Below are 20,753 nucleotides of genomic sequence, written 5' to 3' on the forward strand. Positions count from 1 at the left end.
TCTGACTTAAATCGCGATCACCCGCAGGCTTTTGACACCTTTCGCGCCGAGCATCAGCGCACTTTCGCTGTCGGCCATCGCCGCCGGGCCGGTGACCAGGATCGCGTAGCGGGCGTTGAATGGCTGCGGCTGGCGGTGGGCAAGGTGCAGGTGTTCGATGATGTGATTAATGTCGAGCAGCACCACCAGATTTTTAGCCATCGCACTGAGGGAATTCACACAAAGTTGCGGATCACTGAGAAATACAGCGCCGGTTTCTGCGACACCAAAACAGGCACGGACCACGCCGACATCGACATCTTTCAGCGATGCGGCCTGCATCCGGGCGTCAAGATTCCTCTCTGCGATAATCTCCGGCGTAGCGGAACAAAACAGAGAATCTGCCGGATATAACCCGCGCAGATAGGCGTTGAGGGTCATATAACCGTGTGGCGACGTCCGCAGGAAAGTGTCATCCCAAATCCCCCCCATCAGGGTCAGCGCACGGCCAAATTCTTCTGACGGAGTAGATTTTTCAGCGGGCGACGGGAACAGCATTTGCATAAATTTATGCTGACGAATGCCGGTCAGGAAATCATTGCGGCTCACGGGGTTTCCTTGTCAGATGAAAGTCAGCCAGCCGGAGAGAGAGGTTACCCTGCTCCGGCCACAGTGTGTTCATTAATGGAACTGCAGGTATGCAACATGTGTTTGCAGATATTCCTGCAAACCGTGTTTTCCGTCGGCGCCACCGACACCCGACTTACGCCAGCCCGCGTGGAAGCCCTGCATGGCTTCGAAGTTTTCGCGGTTGATGTACGTTTCGCCAAATTTCAGCTGCTTAAGCGCCTTCATCGCCGTATTGATGTTGCTGGTGTAAATCGATGACGTCAGCCCGTATTCACTGTCGTTTGCCATGGCAATCGCCTCATCCAGCGTTTTGAACGTGGCAACCGGCAGTACAGGGCCAAACACTTCTTCATGCATAATCGGCATATCCTGCTTTACATCCACCAGCACTGTCGGCTGATAGAAGAAACCTTTATCACCATGACGCTTTCCACCCAGCAATACTTTTGCGCCCTGTGACACGGCTTTCGCCACTTTTTCTTCCACACGCTGCAATGCTGCACCGCTGATCAATGGCCCCATATCCAGCTCTTTTTGCTCAGCGGTATTGCCGAATGTGACTTTCTTCATCGCTTCGCTGATGCGGGAAATAAATTCGTCATACACCCCTTCCTGCACGTAAACGCGTTCCGCGCAGTTACACACCTGCCCGGTATTGATGACGCGCGAACTGACGATGGCTTTCACCGCCAGATCCAAGTCTGCGTCATTCATTACGATAGCCGGGGCTTTGCCGCCCAGTTCCAGCGAGACTTTGGTGACATTCTGCGCCGCTGCGGTCATGGTGGCGATGCCTGCTGCTACGCTGCCGGTCAGGCTGACCATGCCGACTTTCGGATTCGCCGCCAGTTCCTGCCCGACTGTCGGACCGTAGCCGGTGACAATATTCAGCACACCTTTTGGCAGACCAATTTTGTGAATAATTTCCGCGAAGATCACCGCATTGTTTGGCGTGATTTCACTCGGTTTGATCACGATGGTGTTACCCGTGATCAGCGCCGGTGCTGCTTTACGGGCGATCAGGAAGAACGGGAAGTTCCACGGCAAAATACCGGTGGTCACGCCGATGGCTTTGCGGAACACAAAGATGTTTTCATTTGGCCGGTCGCTCTGAATGATTTCCCCTTCATAGCGACGGGCCCATTCCGCCATGTAGTCAAGATAATCGGCGGTGAACAGCACTTCGGTTTGCGCCAGGCCGTAGGTTTTACCGCCCTCCGCAATAATGGTTTCAGTCAGTTCGGCTTCGCGCTCACGGATACCGTCGGCGATTTTATGCAGCCACACGCCGCGTTCTACTGCAGGCAAGGCTTCCCAGCCCGGTTGCGCCGCTTCGGCCGCATCAATGGCTTTTTTAGCATCTTCAGCCGACCCTTCGGGGATCTGCGAAATCACGCGTTCTGTCGCCGGATTCACAACGTCAATCCATTTACCGCCCGTGTTTTCGACGAACTCGCCGTTGATGTACATACGTTTCTGAACTGTGCTCATGTAGCGTCTCCAAATACGGATAGAGGTGATGAACGAATTGTTAATAAAAAAGCTCTTTTTTGTGAAGTTTTAACAGCCTGTTCTATCCGGGGAGTCATTACCTTTCCGTGGTTGCCATTTAATTTTAAGAAATGGCAAAAATGTCATGGTCGGACTGACTGACATAACATTTTTGCAAATTACGGGGCTACTGGCGCACACTTCGGGGGGCATAACCAAATTCGCGTTTAAACAATGTGGAGAAATAATTGCTATCACAGAAACCGCAATTGTGCGCAATCTCGGTTATCGGGCTGTCGCTGAAACGCAGCATGTTACGCGCATTGAGCAGACGCAGGCGGTTGAGGTAATTGAGCGGTGTGCAGCCGGTTTGCTGTTTCATCTGGCGATGCAAGGTGCGCAGCGACATTGAGAACCGCGCAGCCAGTTCAGGCCAGTCGACGTCCTCGTTGTAATGCTCATTCAACCAGTCCAGCAGATTGTTCAGATCACCGCCCTGCCCGCGATAACCCACCTCACGGCTGCCTTTGCGCAGTAACAATAACAGCTGCATAAAATATAATTCCTGCTGCGCCTGCGATTGCGGAGATTGCATAGCAGGGGATCGCGCCAGCAAATCAATCAGCATTTTAGCCTGGATTATCTGATTCGGACTGATGCGCCAGTGCGCAGGATAGACCCCGTCCACTTCCTGCGGCAGTAAATCACCGACGCCGTTGAGAAAACGAAACGCATTCGGGCTGCGATACAGCACGTTGGTCAGATGCAGGTGGTCGGTATCTTCATAGAGATGATGGTCGCAGTGGCGTACAAAACACACACTGCCCGAACTCAGGATCAGCGGCTGATCATTAAAAACGTGCGTGCCGGTGCCATGCTCAACCAGCACAATTTCATTGAAATCCTGATGATGATGTTCAGGAAAGGTTTCCTGCGGATAACGGGGTTCAATAGCGACCGGGAAATCTCCTGAGAGAAAATACTCACTACTGCGTAACACGGTCATTTCCGACTCCTTATTAACATTATCGTAATATCTTAGTCGGCGCCGGAGTGTCCATCGGGTTGAAACTGTGATCCGCCAGCCGCTTTTGAACAAAACATTCCCTTCCTTATTAAATCCTTTGCAATCCGGCACCCTGCGTAGCTTTATGCCCAATTTCAGTGCGGTTTTCTAAGACCGGTAATGTGTGTTTTTCTGACCGTTTGGCATGACCGAAACAAGATTGTTATCAAATTGTGAGGTTGTTCGCTTAAACCTTTGCATCTTTGCCATAGTTCGCGCTGAACTGGCACTCGCGGAAAGGTGAGCCTGTCAGCAACCTCCTAGAGTCGTGATCATGCGCCTGGCGCGTCGGCAATTTTTTAGTCGTTAAACTTTATGCGGAGTACAAACAATGAAATTAAAACACGTACTGAGCCTCACCCTGATGGCGGGCAGTATTCTGCTGGCAGGCGCGGCATCGGCAGAAGTGAAAATTGCACTGGTGGCAAAGTCGCTGGGCAACGGTTTTTTTGAAGCAGCAAACGTCGGCGCTCAGCAGGCTGCCAAAGAACTGGGTGATGTAAAAGTAATCTATACCGGCCCGACAACGACCACCGCCGAAGCGCAAATCGAAGTGCTAAATGGCCTGATTGCGCAGGGCGTCGACGCCATCGCCGTCTCGGCCAATGACCCCGATGCACTGGTGCCGGTGCTGAAAAAAGCCATGCAGCGCGGCATTAAAGTGGTGTCCTGGGATTCCGGTGTCGCCAAAGATGGCCGCCAAATCCATCTCAATCCCTCCAACAATGCATTGATTGGCGAAACCAACGTCAAACTGGCTGCCGACGCGCTGAAAGCGCTGAATGTGGAGAAAGGTGATGTCGCGATCCTGAGCGCAACCCCTACCTCCACCAACCAGAATCTGTGGATTGCGGAAATGAAAAAAGTGCTGCCGAAATACCCTTCGGTGAATCTGGTGACCGTCGCTTATGGTGATGATTTGTCAGATAAAAGCTACCGCGAAACCATTGGTCTGTTGAAATCCTATCCGGATCTGAAAGTGATTATTTCCCCTTCATCCGTGGGTATCGTGGCAGCGGCGCAGGCGGTCAAAGATCAGGGCAAAATCGGTAAGGTTTACGTAACAGGACTCGGGCTGCCGTCTGAAATGGCAGGCGCAGTGAAATCCGGTGCAACGAAAAGTTTTGCCATCTGGAACCCGATAGATCTGGGTTACGCCGCCACCTATCTGGCTGATGATTTGGTGAAAGGCACCGCCACTAAGACGGAAGCCAGCATGGGCCGTTTAGGTAAAGTGAAACTTGATGCAGACGGCAGCGGTGCAATGGCTGAACCTTTTGTCTACGACGCCAGTAATATCGATAAATTCTCTAAAATCTTCTGATCCTGAACGCGGCTGGCCGGATTACCGGTCAGCCGTTTTGTTGTACTTAGTCAGACTGGGGAAACAACATGAGTGATTCAGCGACACCGCTGTTGTCATTGCAGGGCATCAGCAAAGTCTTTCCGGGTGTCAGGGCGTTAAATAACGTTCACGTGGATTTGTATCCGGGTAAAGTAACCGCCCTGATTGGCGAAAACGGCGCGGGAAAATCAACGCTGGTGAAAGTCATGACCGGCATTTATCAGCCGGAGGAAGGGGAGTTGCACTATAAAGCTATTCCGATAAAACTGCCGAATCCCGAATCCGCCCACAAAGTTGGCATCACCGCTATCCATCAGGAAACCGTACTGTTTGACGAACTTTCTGTCACCGAGAATATCTTTGTCGGCCACTATCTTTATCACGGCATTTTCAAGCGTCTGAACTGGCAGGCGATGCATCAGCAGGCGCGTGATATCCTGACGCGACTTGAAGTAAATATTGACCCTCACGCTATCCTCAAAGAACTGAGTATCGCGCAACGCCACATGGTGGCGATCGCCCGCGCACTGTCGTTTGATGCCCAGGTGGTGATTCTCGACGAACCCACCGCCGCCCTTTCTCAGCACGAAATTATTGAGTTTTATCAGATTGTCGAACGCCTGAAACATGAGGGTAAAGCTATTTTGTTTATCTCACATAAGTTCGACGAGATTTTCACCCTCTCCGATTACTACACCGTTTTGCGCGATGGCAGCTATGTCGGCTCCGGCAAAATCAGTGACATCAGCGAGCAGCAGATGGTGACCATGATGGTGGGCCGTGAAGTCAGTCAGGCATACCCGAAAGTGAACTGCGAGCCTGGGGAAACCGTGCTTGAAGTGCAAAACCTGAGCCATCCGACCGAATTTGCGGGCATTAATTTCTCGCTGCGCAAAGGCGAAATCCTCGGCTTTTACGGGCTGGTGGGGGCGGGACGTACCGAGCTGATGCAGGCGCTGTTTGGTGTCACACAGCCAAACGGCGGAAAAATCCTCATCAACGGCAAAGAACAGCATTTCTCCCGCCCGTCGCAGGCCATCCGCGCCGGGATTGTGTACGTGCCGGAAGAAAGGCAGAAACAGGGAGCGATCATTGATTTGCCGATCAGCCAGAATATCAGTTTGCCGCAACTCAGCCAGCTTAATCCGCGCGGCGTCCTCAATGATAAAAAAGAGTGGGCGCTGGCCGATGATTACGCCAGACGGTTGCAGGTGAAAGCGTCCAGCTGGAAACAGGCCGTGGGCACGCTGTCCGGCGGTAATCAGCAAAAGGTGGTCATCGCGAAATGGCTGGCGACCAAACCGGATATCATCATTCTCGATGAGCCAACAAAGGGCATTGATATCGGATCGAAAGCGGCGGTACATCAGTTTATGTCTGAGCTGGTCGGGCGCGGGCTGGCGGTAATTATGGTGTCTTCCGAATTACCGGAAGTCATGGGCATGGCCGATCGCATTATCGTCATGCATGAAGGGCTGATGGTCGCAGAATTCAATGCCGGCGAAGCCACCGCAGAAAGGATTGTCAGCGCGGCCAGCGGCGCGGGCGAGGAGGCAGCATGATCAGAAACCTGCTGAAATATCGCGAGCTGTTGCTGGCGGTGGTGATAGTGCTGATGGTGCTCAGCGTCGGCGCGCGTTCGCCGGAGTTTGTCGGTGCCGGAAACCTGCTTGAGATGTTTAACGACACCTCGATTTTAATCATCCTCGCGCTCGGGCAGATGATGGTGTTGCTGACCAAAGGTATCGATTTATCGATGGCCGCCAATCTGGCGCTGACCGGTATGATCGTCGCACTGATTAACTTCCACCATCCGGATATCCCGGTGTGGTCACTGGTGTTACTGGCCACTGTTCTGGGACTGGTGATGGGCGCGATTAATGGTCTGCTGGTGTGGAAAGTCGGTATTCCGCCGATTGTGGTAACGCTCGGAACCATGAGCATTTATCGCGGCATTATCTTTCTGCTCTCCAACGGTGGCTGGATCAACGCTCACCAGATGAGCCCTGACTTTCTCAGTCTGCCACGCACCACCTTTATCGGCCTGCCGCTACTGGGCTGGTGTGCGATTGCCGCACTGATTCTGGTGGCATATTTTCTGCGTTACAGCCGTACCGGACGTGCGCTATACACAGCTGGCGGCAATGCCACCGCAGCGTATTACACCGGCATCAACGCGGGCAAAATGCAATTCGTCAGCTTCTGTCTCTCCGGTGCGCTGGCGGGTTTCTGCGGCTATCTGTGGATCTCACGCTTTGCCGTGGCTTACGTGGATGTCGCCAACGGTTTTGAATTACAAATTGTCGCGGCATGCGTTATTGGCGGAATCAGCACCATGGGGGGTATCGGTTCGGTGATCGGTTGCCTGCTGGGCGCACTATTCCTCGGCGTCATCAACAATGCCCTGCCGGTGATTGAAGTGTCGCCGTTCTGGCAGATGGCGATTTCCGGCGGCGTGATTGTGATTGCCGTCATCCTCAATGAACGTGCCAATAAACGTAAAGGACGGCTGATTCTGCGCCACTCGCCTGCCGTCCGGCCTGTGCGAACTGAAACCGGGGTAAGCTCATGAACAAAACCTTAACGTCACGCAACACGCCACATTCCTCCTCCGGCGAAAAAACCACCATGGCCGTCACGCCGTTTTTCCGCCGCCTGATGTGCTGGGAAGGTTTTTTACTGCTGGTGACGCTGCTGGTGTTTGTGGTGAATGCGTTCGCCTCACCCTATTTCCTCAATATATGGAACCTGTCGGACGCAACATTTAACTTCACCGAAAAAGCCATCATTGTGCTCCCCATGGCGATGCTGATTATCGCCCGCGAGATCGACCTGTCGGTCGCTTCCACCATGGCGCTGAGTTCCACCATCATGGGATTCTGCGCTCAGGCTGGTTTACCCACACCGGCGCTGGTGGGTGTGGGGCTCAGCGTGGGTTTATTGTGCGGGCTGATCAACGGACTGCTGGTGACACGGCTGAATCTGTCTTCTATCGTGATTACCATCGGGACCATGAGTCTGTTCCGTGGTATTACCTATGTACTGCTGGGTGATCAGTCGCTGAATAAATATCCCGCCAGTTTTGCGTGGTTTGGTCAGGGTTATGTCTGGGGGCCGTTGTCGTTTGAATTCGCGTTGTTCCTGGTACTGGGCGCGGTATTTTATTTCCTGCTGCACAAAACTAACTTTGGCCGCCGCACTTATGCAATCGGTAATAATCCGGTTGCCGCCTGGTATTCCGGTATCAACGTCAAGCGACACAACCTGACGTTGTTCGTGCTGGTGGGCGTGATGTCCGGGCTGGCGGCAGTTCTGCTGACATCGCGCCTCGGCAGTACGCGACCGACACTGGCGCTCGGCTGGGAGCTGAGCGTGATTACCATGGCTGTACTCGGTGGTGTCAGTGTACTCGGCGGTTCCGGCAGCATGACCGGCGTGATTATTGCCGCGTTCCTGATGGGACTGCTGACATTCGGCCTCAGCCTGCTGAATGTGCCGGGGATTGTGATGTCAGTGATTGTCGGTGCGATGTTGATCGTGGTGATTTCACTGCCGGTGCTTTACCGCAAGATTCTGGCGCGGGGGAAATAACCCGGTTATATCCTCTGTTATGGCTCCCTGGCGGCGGGCGGGGAGTCACAGTATTTTCCAGAATTCTTTCTTGGTTGGCCCCGCCCTTTCAATCCGATGGCTATCCTGAAGTCGTTTATTATTACGTTCGATAGATCTGCGACTGAGTATCATTTTTTCAGCCAGTATTGGAATGGTAATAAAGGCGTCTTTATGAATAAGCTGATTATCTCGATAAACGCCCACATCGCCGCTGCGCAATTGTCCGGGTGCATCAACCAGTCCCGCCATCAGCAACCGGTGTGCTTTTAATACATCATCCCCTCTTGCTTCCTGTTGCCCTCTTCCCGTAGTTTAAAACCCACTGGTTGATTTCTGAATGTCTTGAACGATGGGGAAAAAAATGCGGATTTTAGTCGTGGGCGCTGGTGCGACCGGCGGATATTTCGGGGCACGGCTGGCGCAGGCCGGGCAGGACGTGACATTTCTTTTACGTGAAAAACGCGCGCACGCGGTACAACAGGACGGGCTCACGATCCACAGCCCGCACGGTGATTTCCATGTGCAGCCCAATGTAATACAGGCCTCTCAGCTGACCGGCCCGTATGATCTGATTTTGCTGACAGTAAAAAGCTTCGGACTGGAAGCCGCAATGAAAGATATCGCACCGGTAGTGGGTGAAAATACGATGGTCATGCCGGTACTTAACGGGATGAAACATATGGAGACACTGAGTCTGCGTTTCGGTGAACATGCGTTAATCGGTGGTCTGTGCAAGATCAACGCGACGCTGGATGCTGAAGGACATATTCATCAGATGACGCCTTTGCACCAGATTATTTATGGCGAACTCTCCGGCGAAAAAACCGAACGTATTCTGAAAGTCGATCAGGCATTCCAGAGTGCGGGTATCGACGCGGTGCTTTCTGAAACCATTATCAGCGATTTGTGGGAAAAGTGGCTGCTGCTGTCGAGCTTTGGCGCGATCACCTGCACCATGCGCGGAAACATCGGCCAGGTGGCTTCTGCACCCGGCGGAACAGAGTTCGCGCAGGCTATTGTCACCGAGGCACTGACCACCATGAAAGCCTTTGGCTACGCGGAACGCGCGGCGGCCGTGGCAAAAGTCAGGGAAGCGGTCACTGATAAAAACTCGCCACAAACCTCTTCCATGTACCGCGATATGACGCAGGGATATCCGATTGAAGCCGACCAGATTATTGGTGATTTGGTCGGGCGCGCGACGCGTGTGGGGATAAATATTCCGCTGTTACAGGCGGCGTATACACACCTTTGTGTGTATCAGAAAAACCGAGAATTAAACTAATTACCATCCGCCTGTTCGCGCATTTTTTACATGCAGAACGGGCGTATTCAAAATCTGTGATTTCCCATTATTGCGCAGCATCACTCCTACGATTGCCCCCAAAATGCACCAAGAGCAGAAATGCTCAAGCTGCCACACATTGCCTTATCTATGGCGCAGACAATCTGTCATCCATTAAAACAAAAAAACCGCCATCATGTGGGGAGGTGATCAATTCTGGACTGTTTGAAAGCTCGGGGAAATGGGCGCGGGGCCGATCATGTATGACGTCAAATCTCAGTACGGGGAAAAGCGGAACCACCTGGAAGTGGTGAAGGTGATTTCCGTTTCTCCTATGATGCACGATACCCGCAACTGTCCCGGCACGGGCCATCTTGAGAGCGTTGATTTACGCTACGAGAAAATTACCTGGAAGCATAATGATGGGAACATCATATTTGCTGACTCGTGGAATGATCGCCAAACTGCATGATTAAAAAGGGGCAAAAGCCCCTTAGTCATAAAGCCATTTACCCGCCTTCGCCGATTCTGCGAACATTCTTACCGTTAAGGGCTTTCTGGTCTTTTCTATGTCCTTACGCTTAACCTTAAACCAGCGAGTGAAAAACGGAAGGTTTTCCCAAGGAAAGTAGAAGGACCAATTTACAACTGACAGATCCACTTTAAAGGTTTTTTCATAGGCTTCGAGGGCATATACGAAATCATCACCCGGAGCAAAATCTTGTAGCTCTGTATCAAACTCAAGCGGCACTTCCCTTTTCAAATCGAAATCGTAGTAACCAGGTATTTCCTCGCGGAACATTAATAAGACTTTTTCTTCCATTAAAAGTACGTCCATGCAATACGATCTTCTGGACGTGCTATTAAATTATATTTTGATCTGGTTTCGGCGGCCACCTGCTGAATTAATATGACTGCCATTGCATATCCAACAAAGGGGACATATCTATCAGTGCAGCCCATTTCGTGGTTTTTCGCATAGTCAAGGTATTGAACGACTTACCAACCGGCGTCCACGCTCTAAGGCCAAAGGGCAGTTTGGCTTGCTTTAAAAGGGCCCTCGATAGCTTTGACGCTACGCTGGTTCCCGGTATTGCAGTTACCATCTTGCCCGGAACCGGAATGTAAGGCTGCCCTGTAATAATGAGAACTGTAGCCGTAGTATCCAACCCAAGGTGGTTTGATAAGCTTTCAATAAAAATTAGACCAAATAACTCTTGGTTACTCAGATTGGCATGCCCGTGATAAAAGTACGTTCCGCTCAGCTCTTCAGTCGTATCCATTTCAATATCCTTTTGATTAGAGGGGTTTTAGAATACCGCCGCTTTCATACGCAGACAATTGTTCCCTGACACCGAATCCCCTTTCTGCCCGGCGTGTCACTTTAATCACATCGTCTGACTTAACATCTCGTAACGGTTTTTCATGTCCGCCATTCCCTGCGCTATTTTCTCCCCGGTAGCATCCGCACCAGTGTATTGTCACGCAGACGATAATGATGCCAGAGCGCCGCCAGAGCGTGTAAACCAATCAGGTAATAACCCGTATTGGCCAGCCACATATGCACTGTTTTAAGCTGCCTTTGCAATTCCATATCCGGGAAAACACTTTTTGGCATCATGATGTTAAACATTGTCCAGTCATGACCGGCGTAATATTTCGATAAAATACCCAGTACGGGTAATCCGATAAACATCAGATAAATCACCGTGTGCGTTAGCACCGCAAGATTATGTTGCCAGCGGGGTGGCGCAGGTTTAACAGGCGGCGTGCTATACATTGCACGCACAAACACCCGTACACACATCAGAAATAATACGCAAAAACCCAGACTGTAATGCGTCAGTGTTAATAGTTCGCGTACCTGAGAGCCCCTGGCGAACGCCCCCTTGATATCCATCGTAGTATAAGTAAAAACGACTAAAACCAGCACCAGCCAGTGAATCACAATTTGCACAGAGGAGTATCGGCTACGCATAGAAGTTCCGGTAAACGAAGATACGTTAACCTTACTTCCCAAGACTTAAGCTTACATTAAGAACAATGCGGGATAGCAATGAAAGGGGAAAAAAACAGAACAGTGAAACGTTTAAGAGAGGAAATAAGAAAATAAAAACTGACAGTGAACCGCATTTCCTGCCCGGCTAAAAAGCAGGGCAGAAGAAACTCAGCACATCAACCGTTCGGTTAGCGCGCGATCAGGAAACTTTCCAGTGTAGCGCCAGCATCCAGTGCTGCTTTGATGGCAGAAGGTGTACGGCCCTGACCAGTCCAGGTTTTTTTAGAACCGTCAGTGTCGGTGTACTCATAAAGAGCAGGACGTGGCTTGCGTTTGGCTTTGGTGGTGATTTTCGCACTCTGATGACCCAGAAGATCATCAATCGCGATGCCGTCGTTTGCCAGCATTTCGCGATATTTCAGTAATTTTTCGTCGCGCTCTTGTTGCTGTGCACTGCGCGCTTTTGCATTTTCGCGAGTTTCTTCCACAATGGCGGTCAGTTTTTCAAGGATTTCTTCCAGGGTACTCAAAGGCATTTCGCGAGCCTGAGCCCGAAGTGTACGGATATTATTCAAAACGTTTAATGCATTGTCCATGATGTGCTCACTTTAGAGGCGTTTCATTAAATTAGTCACTCTGATTCTACACAAACAAATAATGATATCAATTGCGTCAGGATAATATTACACCTTATTACACAATTCCTGTGTGAGTCGCTTCGGTTTATTGAATTTTAATGCATTATTTTATAAGAACAGATGATGGATTAATAAATCTCCCCGCACAAACCTCCCTGAGCAGCCCAAAATAAGCAGAAAAAAATTGTTAAGCTAAATTTTCCCCTCTTTATAATAGTATCGCTGCGTGAATAACATGCGGTGCTATTATGTACAAACAGGGTCATTTCTTTTCTTTTGGCGCGGCCCTCAGTACCTGGCTTATTCATAGCGCTAAATAACGCCTTGCCATAAACCCTAACTCCCTGCCGAAACCGCCAAAAAGCATTTTCTGCACAAAAAATGAAATGAAGTTTATGCTGCGGCCCATTAAAATGTGATTTACATCACATAGGGATTTTATTGACTCCATGTTTAAGACAATTTTTGTTGTTTGCGCGGCGTGCGTGGTACTGAAACTCGCGCTGGACTGGCAGATTATTTTGCAGGTTGCGGAAGGTTAACCGTCAGCTGACGGGCCAGAGCCGCAAATTCTGTCAGATTGCGGGTTAACACGCCGCGTCGCCATATCAGCCATGTGGTCAAAAACGATAATTATCGGCCAGCGGCCAGATGCTCACCGTGCTGCTGCCCGGCATACTTTCCAGCATACTACGTGGCATCAGCGCCAGACCGCCTCCGGCTATCACACAAGCCAGCATGCCGTGATAGGACTCCATTTCGTAAATTTTCCCCGGTGCAGCGCCATCATCCGCAAACCAGCTTTCGAAATGACGGCGATAAGAGCAGTTCGACCGGAATGCATAGAGAATCTCCCCGTTAACATCCTGACCGCGTGTCACAGAACCGTGGATGAAAAGTGAAGTGCACATTCCGCAGACATGGGGGGTGACATGTGCCCCTTTTTGTACTCATTTCAAAAACACCTAACCTGTAACCAGGTGAAAATATCCTCTTTTACTTTCGCGTTAATTGTGGCAGGAGATTAATTAACAAAGAATTAGCAATTAAAGCTAAAGGTCATTACATGAAAAGGTATTTATTAGCAATGCCCGCTGAATATTTCAGGTGCGTTAACCTCTTTATTCATTAACGGTGCAACTCAAGATCCGATTTAGAAAAATGACCTGATGAGGAGTAAATCCATGAAAGGCTTAGTGAATGATGTCTTGTCTATATTCTCACCCAAAGCGGTTAAGCCTGTTTTGGTCCGCCCGGGGTTATCACATCGCGAGATTGCCTCGCTGCAGGCCGTCGGTGTGACCACGGTGTCCTGGGCTACCTCCATGGAAGAACTCAATAACGCATTTGTTAAAAAAGCGCTGGATGCCGGTGCCGTCGGCTACCACATTACCCATGTGGAATCGCACAAACCAGGTAAAGAGCAGCAACACGTCATGGCTGCCACCGCGACCTTTTACCATATCAATCACAAAGTGGCTTATGGCTGATGTGTATGGAAGGGCGCTATAAAAATGCCGTGTGCATGCGGCGTTTAGACATTAATAATCCCCCACCCACCTTTCGGCGGATGGGGATTTCTGCAACCTCCTGGCATGAAACCGAATTACATCTGGGTCAATCATGTAACCCGCTGCAACGCCCGAAATTTCTCTGGAAAGCACCCGTCATTTCCGCAGTTAACCCGTTGGTTTAGCTCACTCAATTACGCTATAGTGCGTGCGCCGCGGCAAAATCCGCTGCCGGGTTTCGCAGCCTGAATACCACGTTAGAAACACATATGTCATAATTATGTGTTGAGCCTTCCTGTACCTGTCAAACGCAGAGATATCGTGTTTGTACATTCAATGGTGGCTCAGGCAGGGCAACCTTCGGGTTGGCCGGGTTTCTAACGTTCGCCGGTACTGCGAACCCTGTCTGAGCTTCCACCAATAAGAGTTTCGCAGCTCTGTCGGTGGTTTATATCCACACGTTAGAGATTCAAAACATGAAACTATCACATACCCCTACGTTTCTGCCCTTCTGCCCTGCTGTTCCTGCGCTGTCAAAAACAGGAGTAACCCGTCATGAATAATCACGACTGGCATCAGGCTGATATCATTGCCGCATTGCGTAAGAAAGGCACCACGCTGGCCGCCGTTTCCCGTGCTGCCGGTCTGAGTTCCTCGACGCTGTCTAACGCACTTTCAAGACCCTGGCCGAAAGGCGAGCTCCTGATTGCCCAGGCACTGGAAATACACCCAAGCACCATCTGGCCAAGCCGGTATTTTGATCCCAAGACCCGTAAACGTATTCAGCGGACGGTGAGATCGTCGCACAGAATATAGAAATTGATATCAGGGTGCGGAATGCGCCCTTTTTAGTGGCCGTTTTAAAAATTTGCTAATCTGCCACCGCGACCTTTTACCATATCAATCACAAAGTGGCTTATGGCTGATGTGCATGGAAGGTAGTTTTGACATAAAAACGCTGCAGCCCGTGGAGTTTGCGGCGTTATTTATTGATAATAAAGCGTATTGAAGACCATTCATTGCCCGCGCGGTAAGCTGGCAGAACGCATCCCCTTCTCGCTGAGGCATCATCATTCTCTTTTTCTTAATGATAATTACGGGTAAGATTAGTCCGAATAATAACATGTAAGGAAATAGAAATGGGATCTATGGTTTTTTGTAGAGGATGCGGAAAGGAGATCCATGAGTCGGCTAAATCATGCCCTCATTGTGGAGCAACTCAAAACGTTAATCCTCAGGGAACTAAAAGCAGGGTTGCTGCAGCTTTGTTGGCTTTCTTCCTGGGTGGTTTTGGTGTTCATAAGTTTTATCTGGGTAAAATCGGGCAAGGATTCTTATACCTCATCTTCTGCTGGACGTTTATTCCTTCAATAATTGCCTTCATTGAATTCATTATTTATCTGTGTGATTCAGATGAAAACTTCGCCAAAAAATACGGTTGAGTGAATTATTTGATTATAAAAGCCGCTTTCAAAAGTGGCTTTTTAGAATCTACTAAAAACTGCGTGAAGTGTTGATAAAAAAACCCACACCCACCTTTCGGCGAATGCGGGTTTCAGTCATCTCTGTATGTTAAATCACATTACATCTGGATCAGATGTTTGATTTTCACGTCCGGATTGGTATCGGCAGCGTAATCAACACCGTTCAGGCCAAAGCCGAACAGACGCATGAACTCGCTTTTATAACCCGCAAAATCAGTCAGTTCAGCGATGTTGTCGTTAGTGACTTCATTCCACAGTTTACCGACTTCTTCCTGCACTTCCGGCGCGATCTCTTTGAGGTCAGCGCGCAGACGCCCTTCGTTATCGACCAGCGGCTCAGCGCCGTACAGGCTGTCTTTGTACAGACCGTAAACCTGCTCGATACATCCTTCGTGGGTGCCCTTTTCTTTCATCACTTTGAACAGCAGTGAAAGGTACAGCGGCATCACCGGAATAGCAGAACTCGCCTGCGTCACAACGGCTTTCAGTACGGAAACGCGTGCATCACCGCCCTGTTCTGCCAGTGTGCTGCGGATATCCAGAACACGTTTGTCCAGATCCTTCTTCGCTTCACCGATAGAACCGTTCCAGTAAATATCCTGCGTCACTTCTTCACCCAGGTAGGTGAATGCCGTGGTTTTCGCGCCTTCAGCCAGCACACCGGCAGCTTTCAGGTCGTCGATCCACATCTGCCAGTCTTCGCCCCCCATCACTGCCACGGTGCCCGCGATTTCTTCCGGGGTTGCCGGTTCCAGCGTGGTTTCGTTGATGGTTTCTTTGTCGGTATTGATGCCGCGAATAGTGACTTGTTTACCGATTGGTTTCAGGGTGGAGTTGAACACTTCACCGGTTTTAGGATGGGTGCGGCGCGGTGCAGCCAGGCTGTAAACCACCAGATCAACCTGACCCAAATCTTGTTTGATCAGCTCAATAGTCTTTTGCTTCACTTCATCGGAGAACGCATCGCCGTTGATGCTTTTTGCGTACAGGCCTTTCGCATCGGCAAATTCTTCGAATGCGGCTGAGTTGTACCAGCCTGCAGTGGCGGTTTTAGACTCATCGCCCGGACGTTCGAAGAAGATGCCCAGCGTGGAAGCGTCAGAACCGAAAGCAGCAGAGATGCGGGCAGCGAGGCCGTAACCGGTCGAAGCGCCGATCACCAGGACTTTTTTAGGACCGCCTGCGATTTTACCTTGTGCGGTAACATAGTCGATTTGTTCTTTAACGTTCGCCTTGCAACCTTCCGGATGGGCAGTAACACAGATAAAGCCACGAATGCGTGGTTTGATAATCATATAGACCTCATTGCAACTGTCTCAGTAAATTGGCCGATAGAATATAGGTTTGCGCCGTTTCAGGCAAAACCTGACGCTTTATCGCCGCGTAAACAGACTTCTCTGACCCGTGAATGGGGGTCGTTTGCTCAGAAAGCGGAAAAAACAGACAAAAAATTGCTCTGCTGAGTGTAATTCAGTTGTGACCGCGTGCCTGCGGCAGGTTACCTATTTTCTGAAAATTCAGCACCAGAAGCCTTGTTTCCCCTTCATTTCTCCCGTCTCCTTTCAAAATCCGGATTATGCGTTAGATTTATAACGTGTGATCTGAATCACACAAAAACCATAATAAAGTCATGATTAGGGAGCATCTGTGAGTAAGAAAATAAACAGTGGCGGTCAGGATGAGGCGGCGAAAGCCCCGCAACCGACTGAACCGCTGGTAAAAGTCATTGCCTTTATAGCCACCCTGGGTGGCTTACTTTTTGGCTACGATACCGGGGTTATTGCCGGTGCTTTGCTGTTCATGAAGCACGATCTGCATCTGACATCCTTAACAACCGGGATGGTCACCAGTTTTCTGATACTGGGCTCAGCCGTTGGTGCAGTGTGCGCGGGTCGCGTGGCCGACCGTTTCGGGCGTAAAAAAGTCATTCTGGTAATGGCGCTGATCTTTATGGCCGGTTCGCTCGGCTGTGCTACGGCACCCAACGTCGTGATAATGATTATCTGCCGGTTTATTCTGGGTCTGGCGGTCGGTGGCGCGGCAGCGATTGTACCGATATATATTGCGGAAATCGTGCCCTCTCATCGCCGCTGGCAGTTCGTGACGTTACAGGAACTGATGATTGTTTCCGGTCAGCTGATTGCGTACACCAGTAACGCGGCCATCAACGAAGTGTGGGGTGGCGAAACCACCTGGCGCTGGATGCTGGGTGTCGCCTGCGTTCCGGCTGTGGTGTTGTGGGTCGGGATGCTTTTCCTGCCTGATACACCACGCTGGTATGCCATGCACGGCCGCTATCGCGAAGCGCGTGACGTGCTGGAACGTACCCGCAAAGCCAGTAAAGTGGAGAAAGAACTGAGCGAAATCCGCAGTTCCATGAGCTCCAGAAGCGAGAAACATTCCCGCCGTCAGAAAACGATCTCCGTCTGGATGAAGCGTCTGGTGTTTCTGGGGATTGGCATCGCCATGCTGCAACAGCTTTCCGGCGTGAACACCATTATGTTCTATGCGCCAACGATGTTACAGACCACCGGACTGAGCACCAATGCCTCCCTGCTCGCCACCATCGCTAACGGAGTGATCTCAGTACTGATGACGTTTGTCGGCATTATGTTACTGAGCCGCTTTGGTCGTCGTCCGCTGTTACTGACCGGGCAAATTGGCTGTACCTGTACGTTGCTGGCAATAGGGCTGATCACCTGGCTGATGCCGGAAACGGTGAACGGGCATCCGGATACCGTGCGCAGTTATCTGGTCTTAGGCGGCATGCTGGTTTTCCTGTGCTTCCAGCAAGGTGCGCTATCGCCTGTCACCTGGCTGTTGTTATCGGAAATTTTTCCGATGCGCATCCGCGGCATGGCAAATGGCGTATCGGTATTTGCCATGCAAATGACCAATTTCTCCATCGCCTTTATGTTCCCGATTATGCTGGAATCTATCGGGCTGACGATGTCATTCTTCTGCTTTGCCGCCATCGGCGTCGCAGGCGGGATATTTGCCATTATTTTTGCGCCGGAAACGCAGGGCAAAACGTTAGAGCAGATTGAAAAACACTTTAAAAAGCACTTACAGGATGATCCAGCTCCGCAGGAAGCGGGAAGTTAAGTTTGTGATGTTAATCCCTGTCCGGCCGGCATGTTACCTGGCCGGACAGGGGCGCCAAAGGTCAGAGAAGCCTCCCCTGCCCCTATATTTGATGCACCCTATTGTATGATCGTTTCTGCAGCCTGTTCCCTGTCCGGGGTGTAGGCACTTTGTTGCTATGCTTAAAGATAATCACCTGCCGCAACGTGAAGATCATCAATACCAGATGGTAGTGGCGCAACAGGTTTTATATCAGTGTTCTCAGTCAGCCAGCACCCGGGACAAAATGGCCAGCGCCTTTTTGAACTGCATATCAGGTATGGTCAGCGGATAGAGGAAACGGATCACATTACCGTTCACACCACAGCTGAGCATCAGCAATCCTGCGTCCAGTGCTTTATGCAAATACTGTTTTGTCAGGTCAGCCGATGGCTTGCCGGTGACCGGATCGTTAAATTCAGCCGCCACCATTGACCCCTGACCACGGACATCCACCAACGCTGCGCAACCCGCTTTGGCTCTCTTCAGCACTTCGGTGAGCTCAGCGCCCAGACGGTTAGCACGCTGGCACAGTTTTTCTTCTTCAATGATATCCAGGACTGCTAGCGCAGAAGCTACAGCCAGTGGATTCCCCGCATAAGTGCCACCAAGTCCCCCCGGTTCCGGCGCGTCCATCAGTGCGGCGCGCCCCGTTACACCCGAGATGGGCAAACCGCCGCCAAGACTTTTCGCGATGGTGACGATGTCCGGTTTGGCATCCGGATAATATTCTGAGGCGAACATTTTGCCGGTGCGGGCAAACCCGCTTTGCACTTCATCCGCAATCATCACGATGCCGTGACGGTCACAGATTTCGCGGAGACCTTTCACAAACTCTTCCGGTGCGATATTGAAACCGCCCTCACCTTGTACCGGTTCATACAAGATCGCGGCAATCTGCTGCGGCGCGATATCGCTGCGGAAAATGCGCTCAATACTTTCAAGTGCCATTTCAGTGGTAACCCCCTGAACGGCGTTTGGATATTGGGCATGGAAGACCGAAGCAGGGAACGGCCCGAAGCCCGCTTTGTAGGGTATCACTTTGCCGGTCAGTGCCAGAGTCAGCAGCGTGCGACCATGAAATGCACCGGAGAAAGTAATGATACCGGGACGGCCGGTGGCGGAACGGGCAATTTTCACCGCGTTTTCGACGGCTTCCGCGCCGGTACTGAAGAATGTCGTTTTCGCTTTGCCGCTTACCGGTGAAATTGTATTGATGCGTTCAGCCAGTTTCACAAAACTGGCGTAAGGCACAATCTGGTAGGCTGTGTGTGTGAACAGGTCAAGCTGGTTACGGATGGCTTCTACGATTTTCGGGTGACGATGCCCCGTGTTCAGTACCGCGATCCCGGCGGTGAAATCGATGTATTCACGCCCGTGCTCATCCCATAATGTGGCGTTTTCCGCCTTCGCCGCATAGAAATCACACATTACACCGACACCCCGTGGTGTCGCTTCTTGACGGCGTTTTTCCAGTTCACTGTGATTCATCTTTTGCTCCTGCCTGCAGGTTGATGATTTTTAGATTGCCGGTTACACGTTGAACAACTTGTCTGAATAGCAACCTGTTCTTGTTTTTTATCCCATCAGCGGCCCTATAATCCAGAACCCGTTCTATTTATTTTGAGGTTCCACTTTTGCGCTCATTGCTTTCTGGCCTCATTATGCAGCGTCTCACTGAGTTTTCTGGTGCCTGGTCCGGCACACTGAGCAAAAAGGTTTATCAGGTATGACAACAGGCTATATTTTTGATGACAGTATTTCAGCCGGCAACGTTTACCGTCCTCAAGAGACCTTGTCATAGGGCTGGATTAGCCGCCCGGTCCGGTGATGCACCTCGCGGCCTGAATATTTCAGGGTGCCAGATATTGCGACACATTAATCATTGAATCTTAAAATCCTGTAATCACTGAATCACTGAATGGTGGGTTCTCAGAATCCTATTATCATAGAATCTCGAAATTCCCCGCCTCCGTGCATGCATCCTTTCCCTGTATAATCATATAATCCTGAAATCATATAATCCTTGAATTCTGTAAGCTATCATTCTCGCAATAGTGTAATCCTGACCAACTTCAATCTTATAATCCTGTGATACTTATAACGCCTTATTGTAATCTCGGGATTCAAGAATCCTGTTAGTCTCAGGATACTATCCTGTAATCCCAGCACTGCTCGCACCGGCTGTTGCAATCCCATCACTCTGGTTAAAAATCCTGTAATCATATAATCCCAAACAACATCCCAGGATACTATCATCCCAATACAATCCCATAATCACTGAATCATTTAACTTTCTCGCATTTATACATTCATAACAATGCACTGAAAAACATAATAAAATCTTTGAATCCTGTAATCCTTGACTTGATGATAATCATGGGATTTTGTAATCATACTCACATATTAGGATTCCAGGATTCCGTGACTGAGAGTTGTTATCGTCACACTATCTCAGTATCGCCCATCTATATAATCCTGCAATCCTATAATCTTTGGGAAGATTACAGAATCCTGTAATCATAGAATACAACTGAACAAATGTTTCGGCGCCCAGGTGTGACGTCGTTTTTAATGATTTCATCTCATG

The 20,753-nt window shown here is 50.3% G+C and carries 17 protein-coding genes and 4 pseudogenes; 10 read left to right on the top strand and 11 right to left on the bottom strand.

The window, feature by feature from the left end; all coding sequences use genetic code 11:
- Positions 1-6: 6 nt before the first annotated feature.
- The 3 genes from J1781_RS19095 to rhaS (J1781_RS19105) all read right to left on the bottom strand — a co-directional run bounded on the left by J1781_RS19095 (position 7) and on the right by rhaS (J1781_RS19105) (position 3,106).
- Entirely contained in the window at positions 7-588 is a 582-nt protein-coding gene (locus tag J1781_RS19095; protein WP_217219548.1) for an LUD domain-containing protein, read from the bottom strand.
- Between the two features lie 72 nt (positions 589-660).
- On the bottom strand, positions 661-2,100 hold the full coding sequence (gene aldA, locus J1781_RS19100) for an aldehyde dehydrogenase (protein ID WP_217157937.1): 1,440 nt from the start codon (positions 2,098-2,100) through the stop codon (positions 661-663).
- Between the two features lie 187 nt (positions 2,101-2,287).
- Positions 2,288-3,106 (bottom strand): HTH-type transcriptional activator RhaS, encoded by an 819-nt coding sequence (gene rhaS, locus J1781_RS19105; protein WP_129953362.1) that lies wholly within the window; start codon positions 3,104-3,106, stop codon positions 2,288-2,290.
- Positions 3,107-3,497: 391 nt separating this feature from the next.
- Here rhaS (J1781_RS19105) and rhaS (J1781_RS19110) point away from each other — a divergent pair, with 391 nt between their 5' ends.
- The 4 genes from rhaS (J1781_RS19110) to J1781_RS19125 all read left to right on the top strand — a co-directional run bounded on the left by rhaS (J1781_RS19110) (position 3,498) and on the right by J1781_RS19125 (position 8,102).
- Positions 3,498-4,490, top strand: a complete 993-nt coding sequence (gene rhaS / locus J1781_RS19110; protein ID WP_129953363.1) for a rhamnose ABC transporter substrate-binding protein — start codon at positions 3,498-3,500, stop codon at positions 4,488-4,490.
- 68 nt (positions 4,491-4,558) lie between these two features.
- Complete coding sequence (locus J1781_RS19115; RefSeq protein ID WP_129953364.1) at positions 4,559-6,073, top strand: sugar ABC transporter ATP-binding protein; 1,515 nt, start codon at positions 4,559-4,561, stop codon at positions 6,071-6,073.
- Positions 6,070-7,083 (top strand): ABC transporter permease, encoded by a 1,014-nt coding sequence (locus J1781_RS19120; protein WP_129953365.1) that lies wholly within the window; start codon positions 6,070-6,072, stop codon positions 7,081-7,083. Before J1781_RS19115 ends, J1781_RS19120 begins: the two co-directional genes overlap by 4 nt.
- A 56-nt stretch (positions 7,084-7,139) precedes the next feature.
- Entirely contained in the window at positions 7,140-8,102 is a 963-nt protein-coding gene (locus J1781_RS19125; protein ID WP_217219553.1) for an ABC transporter permease, read from the top strand.
- A gap of 192 nt (positions 8,103-8,294) precedes the next feature.
- Here the strand turns inward: J1781_RS19125 and J1781_RS19130 are convergent.
- Positions 8,295-8,402 (bottom strand): annotated as a pseudogene (locus J1781_RS19130) (Fic family protein); the annotation flags it as partial.
- An 82-nt stretch (positions 8,403-8,484) separates the two neighbouring features.
- Here J1781_RS19130 and panE point away from each other — a divergent pair.
- Positions 8,485-9,408, top strand: coding sequence for a 2-dehydropantoate 2-reductase (gene panE, locus J1781_RS19135; protein ID WP_217138789.1), 924 nt, complete (start codon positions 8,485-8,487; stop codon positions 9,406-9,408).
- Positions 9,409-9,709: 301 nt separating this feature from the next.
- A pseudogene (locus tag J1781_RS19140) lies at positions 9,710-9,880 on the top strand (type VI secretion system tube protein Hcp); the annotation flags it as partial.
- 21 nt (positions 9,881-9,901) lie between these two features.
- Here the strand turns inward: J1781_RS19140 and J1781_RS19145 are convergent.
- The 5 genes and pseudogenes from J1781_RS19145 to J1781_RS19165 all read right to left on the bottom strand — a co-directional run.
- A complete protein-coding gene (locus J1781_RS19145) occupies positions 9,902-10,246 on the bottom strand; it encodes a DUF1493 family protein (protein WP_129953367.1) in 345 nt (114 codons plus the stop codon).
- Positions 10,231-10,691 (bottom strand): annotated as a pseudogene (locus tag J1781_RS19150) (STM2901 family protein). Before J1781_RS19150 ends, J1781_RS19145 begins: the two are co-directional and overlap by 16 nt.
- 161 nt (positions 10,692-10,852) lie before the next feature.
- Positions 10,853-11,386, bottom strand: coding sequence for a cytochrome b561 (gene cybB, locus J1781_RS19155; RefSeq protein WP_129953368.1), 534 nt, complete (start codon positions 11,384-11,386; stop codon positions 10,853-10,855).
- Between the two features lie 209 nt (positions 11,387-11,595).
- Complete coding sequence (locus J1781_RS19160; RefSeq protein ID WP_217219549.1) at positions 11,596-12,003, bottom strand: H-NS family histone-like protein; 408 nt, start codon at positions 12,001-12,003, stop codon at positions 11,596-11,598.
- A 558-nt stretch (positions 12,004-12,561) separates the two neighbouring features.
- Positions 12,562-12,935 (bottom strand): annotated as a pseudogene (locus tag J1781_RS19165) (LysR substrate-binding domain-containing protein); the annotation flags it as partial.
- Between the two features lie 294 nt (positions 12,936-13,229).
- Between J1781_RS19165 and J1781_RS19170 the strand changes: the two are divergent.
- The 3 genes from J1781_RS19170 to J1781_RS19185 all read left to right on the top strand — a co-directional run bounded on the left by J1781_RS19170 (position 13,230) and on the right by J1781_RS19185 (position 14,998).
- Positions 13,230-13,535: a YdgH/BhsA/McbA family protein gene (locus tag J1781_RS19170; protein WP_129953370.1), complete on the top strand. Its 306-nt coding sequence runs from the start codon at positions 13,230-13,232 to the stop codon at positions 13,533-13,535.
- A gap of 576 nt (positions 13,536-14,111) precedes the next feature.
- Positions 14,112-14,372, top strand: coding sequence for a helix-turn-helix domain-containing protein (locus J1781_RS19180; RefSeq protein ID WP_217219551.1), 261 nt, complete (start codon positions 14,112-14,114; stop codon positions 14,370-14,372).
- Between the two features lie 323 nt (positions 14,373-14,695).
- Positions 14,696-14,998 carry a TM2 domain-containing protein gene (locus tag J1781_RS19185; protein WP_129953372.1) on the top strand — a complete coding sequence of 101 codons (303 nt, stop codon included), beginning with the start codon at positions 14,696-14,698 and terminating at the stop codon, positions 14,996-14,998.
- Positions 14,999-15,138: 140 nt separating this feature from the next.
- On the opposite strand, the gene fabV is transcribed toward J1781_RS19185, so the two are convergent.
- On the bottom strand, positions 15,139-16,335 hold the full coding sequence (gene fabV / locus J1781_RS19190; protein ID WP_129953373.1) for an enoyl-ACP reductase FabV: 1,197 nt from the start codon (positions 16,333-16,335) through the stop codon (positions 15,139-15,141).
- Between the two features lie 352 nt (positions 16,336-16,687).
- On the opposite strand from fabV, the gene J1781_RS19195 reads away from it, so the two are divergent.
- The gene (locus J1781_RS19195; RefSeq protein WP_217234020.1) at positions 16,688-18,145 is read left to right on the top strand and encodes a sugar porter family MFS transporter; all 1,458 of its coding nucleotides are present in this window, start codon (positions 16,688-16,690) and stop codon (positions 18,143-18,145) included.
- Between the two features lie 240 nt (positions 18,146-18,385).
- Here the strand turns inward: J1781_RS19195 and J1781_RS19200 are convergent, their stop codons facing one another.
- On the bottom strand, positions 18,386-19,654 hold the full coding sequence (locus tag J1781_RS19200; RefSeq protein WP_217234021.1) for a 4-aminobutyrate--2-oxoglutarate transaminase: 1,269 nt from the start codon (positions 19,652-19,654) through the stop codon (positions 18,386-18,388).
- Between the last annotated feature and the right edge of the window lie 1,099 nt (positions 19,655-20,753).

It is taken from the genome of Rahnella perminowiae (assembly GCF_019049695.1).
In the GTDB taxonomy this organism is placed as follows: domain Bacteria; phylum Pseudomonadota; class Gammaproteobacteria; order Enterobacterales; family Enterobacteriaceae; genus Rahnella; species Rahnella perminowiae.

What these genes read in the sequence shown, in the direction of transcription:
- aldA (WP_217157937.1), bottom strand. Translation starts at nt 2,100, where the DNA reads ATGAGCACAGTTCAGAAACGTATGTACATCAACGGCGAGTTCGTCGAA.
- rhaS (WP_129953362.1), bottom strand. Translation starts at nt 3,106, where the DNA reads ATGACCGTGTTACGCAGTAGTGAGTATTTTCTCTCAGGAGATTTCCCG.
- rhaS (WP_129953363.1), top strand. Translation starts at nt 3,498, where the DNA reads ATGAAATTAAAACACGTACTGAGCCTCACCCTGATGGCGGGCAGTATT.
- J1781_RS19115 (WP_129953364.1), top strand. Translation starts at nt 4,559, where the DNA reads ATGAGTGATTCAGCGACACCGCTGTTGTCATTGCAGGGCATCAGCAAA.
- J1781_RS19120 (WP_129953365.1), top strand. Translation starts at nt 6,070, where the DNA reads ATGATCAGAAACCTGCTGAAATATCGCGAGCTGTTGCTGGCGGTGGTG.
- J1781_RS19125 (WP_217219553.1), top strand. Translation starts at nt 7,140, where the DNA reads ATGGCCGTCACGCCGTTTTTCCGCCGCCTGATGTGCTGGGAAGGTTTT.
- panE (WP_217138789.1), top strand. Translation starts at nt 8,485, where the DNA reads ATGCGGATTTTAGTCGTGGGCGCTGGTGCGACCGGCGGATATTTCGGG.
- J1781_RS19145 (WP_129953367.1), bottom strand. Translation starts at nt 10,246, where the DNA reads ATGGACGTACTTTTAATGGAAGAAAAAGTCTTATTAATGTTCCGCGAG.
- cybB (WP_129953368.1), bottom strand. Translation starts at nt 11,386, where the DNA reads ATGCGTAGCCGATACTCCTCTGTGCAAATTGTGATTCACTGGCTGGTG.
- J1781_RS19160 (WP_217219549.1), bottom strand. Translation starts at nt 12,003, where the DNA reads ATGGACAATGCATTAAACGTTTTGAATAATATCCGTACACTTCGGGCT.
- J1781_RS19170 (WP_129953370.1), top strand. Translation starts at nt 13,230, where the DNA reads ATGAAAGGCTTAGTGAATGATGTCTTGTCTATATTCTCACCCAAAGCG.
- J1781_RS19180 (WP_217219551.1), top strand. Translation starts at nt 14,112, where the DNA reads ATGAATAATCACGACTGGCATCAGGCTGATATCATTGCCGCATTGCGT.
- J1781_RS19185 (WP_129953372.1), top strand. Translation starts at nt 14,696, where the DNA reads ATGGGATCTATGGTTTTTTGTAGAGGATGCGGAAAGGAGATCCATGAG.
- fabV (WP_129953373.1), bottom strand. Translation starts at nt 16,335, where the DNA reads ATGATTATCAAACCACGCATTCGTGGCTTTATCTGTGTTACTGCCCAT.
- J1781_RS19200 (WP_217234021.1), bottom strand. Translation starts at nt 19,654, where the DNA reads ATGAATCACAGTGAACTGGAAAAACGCCGTCAAGAAGCGACACCACGG.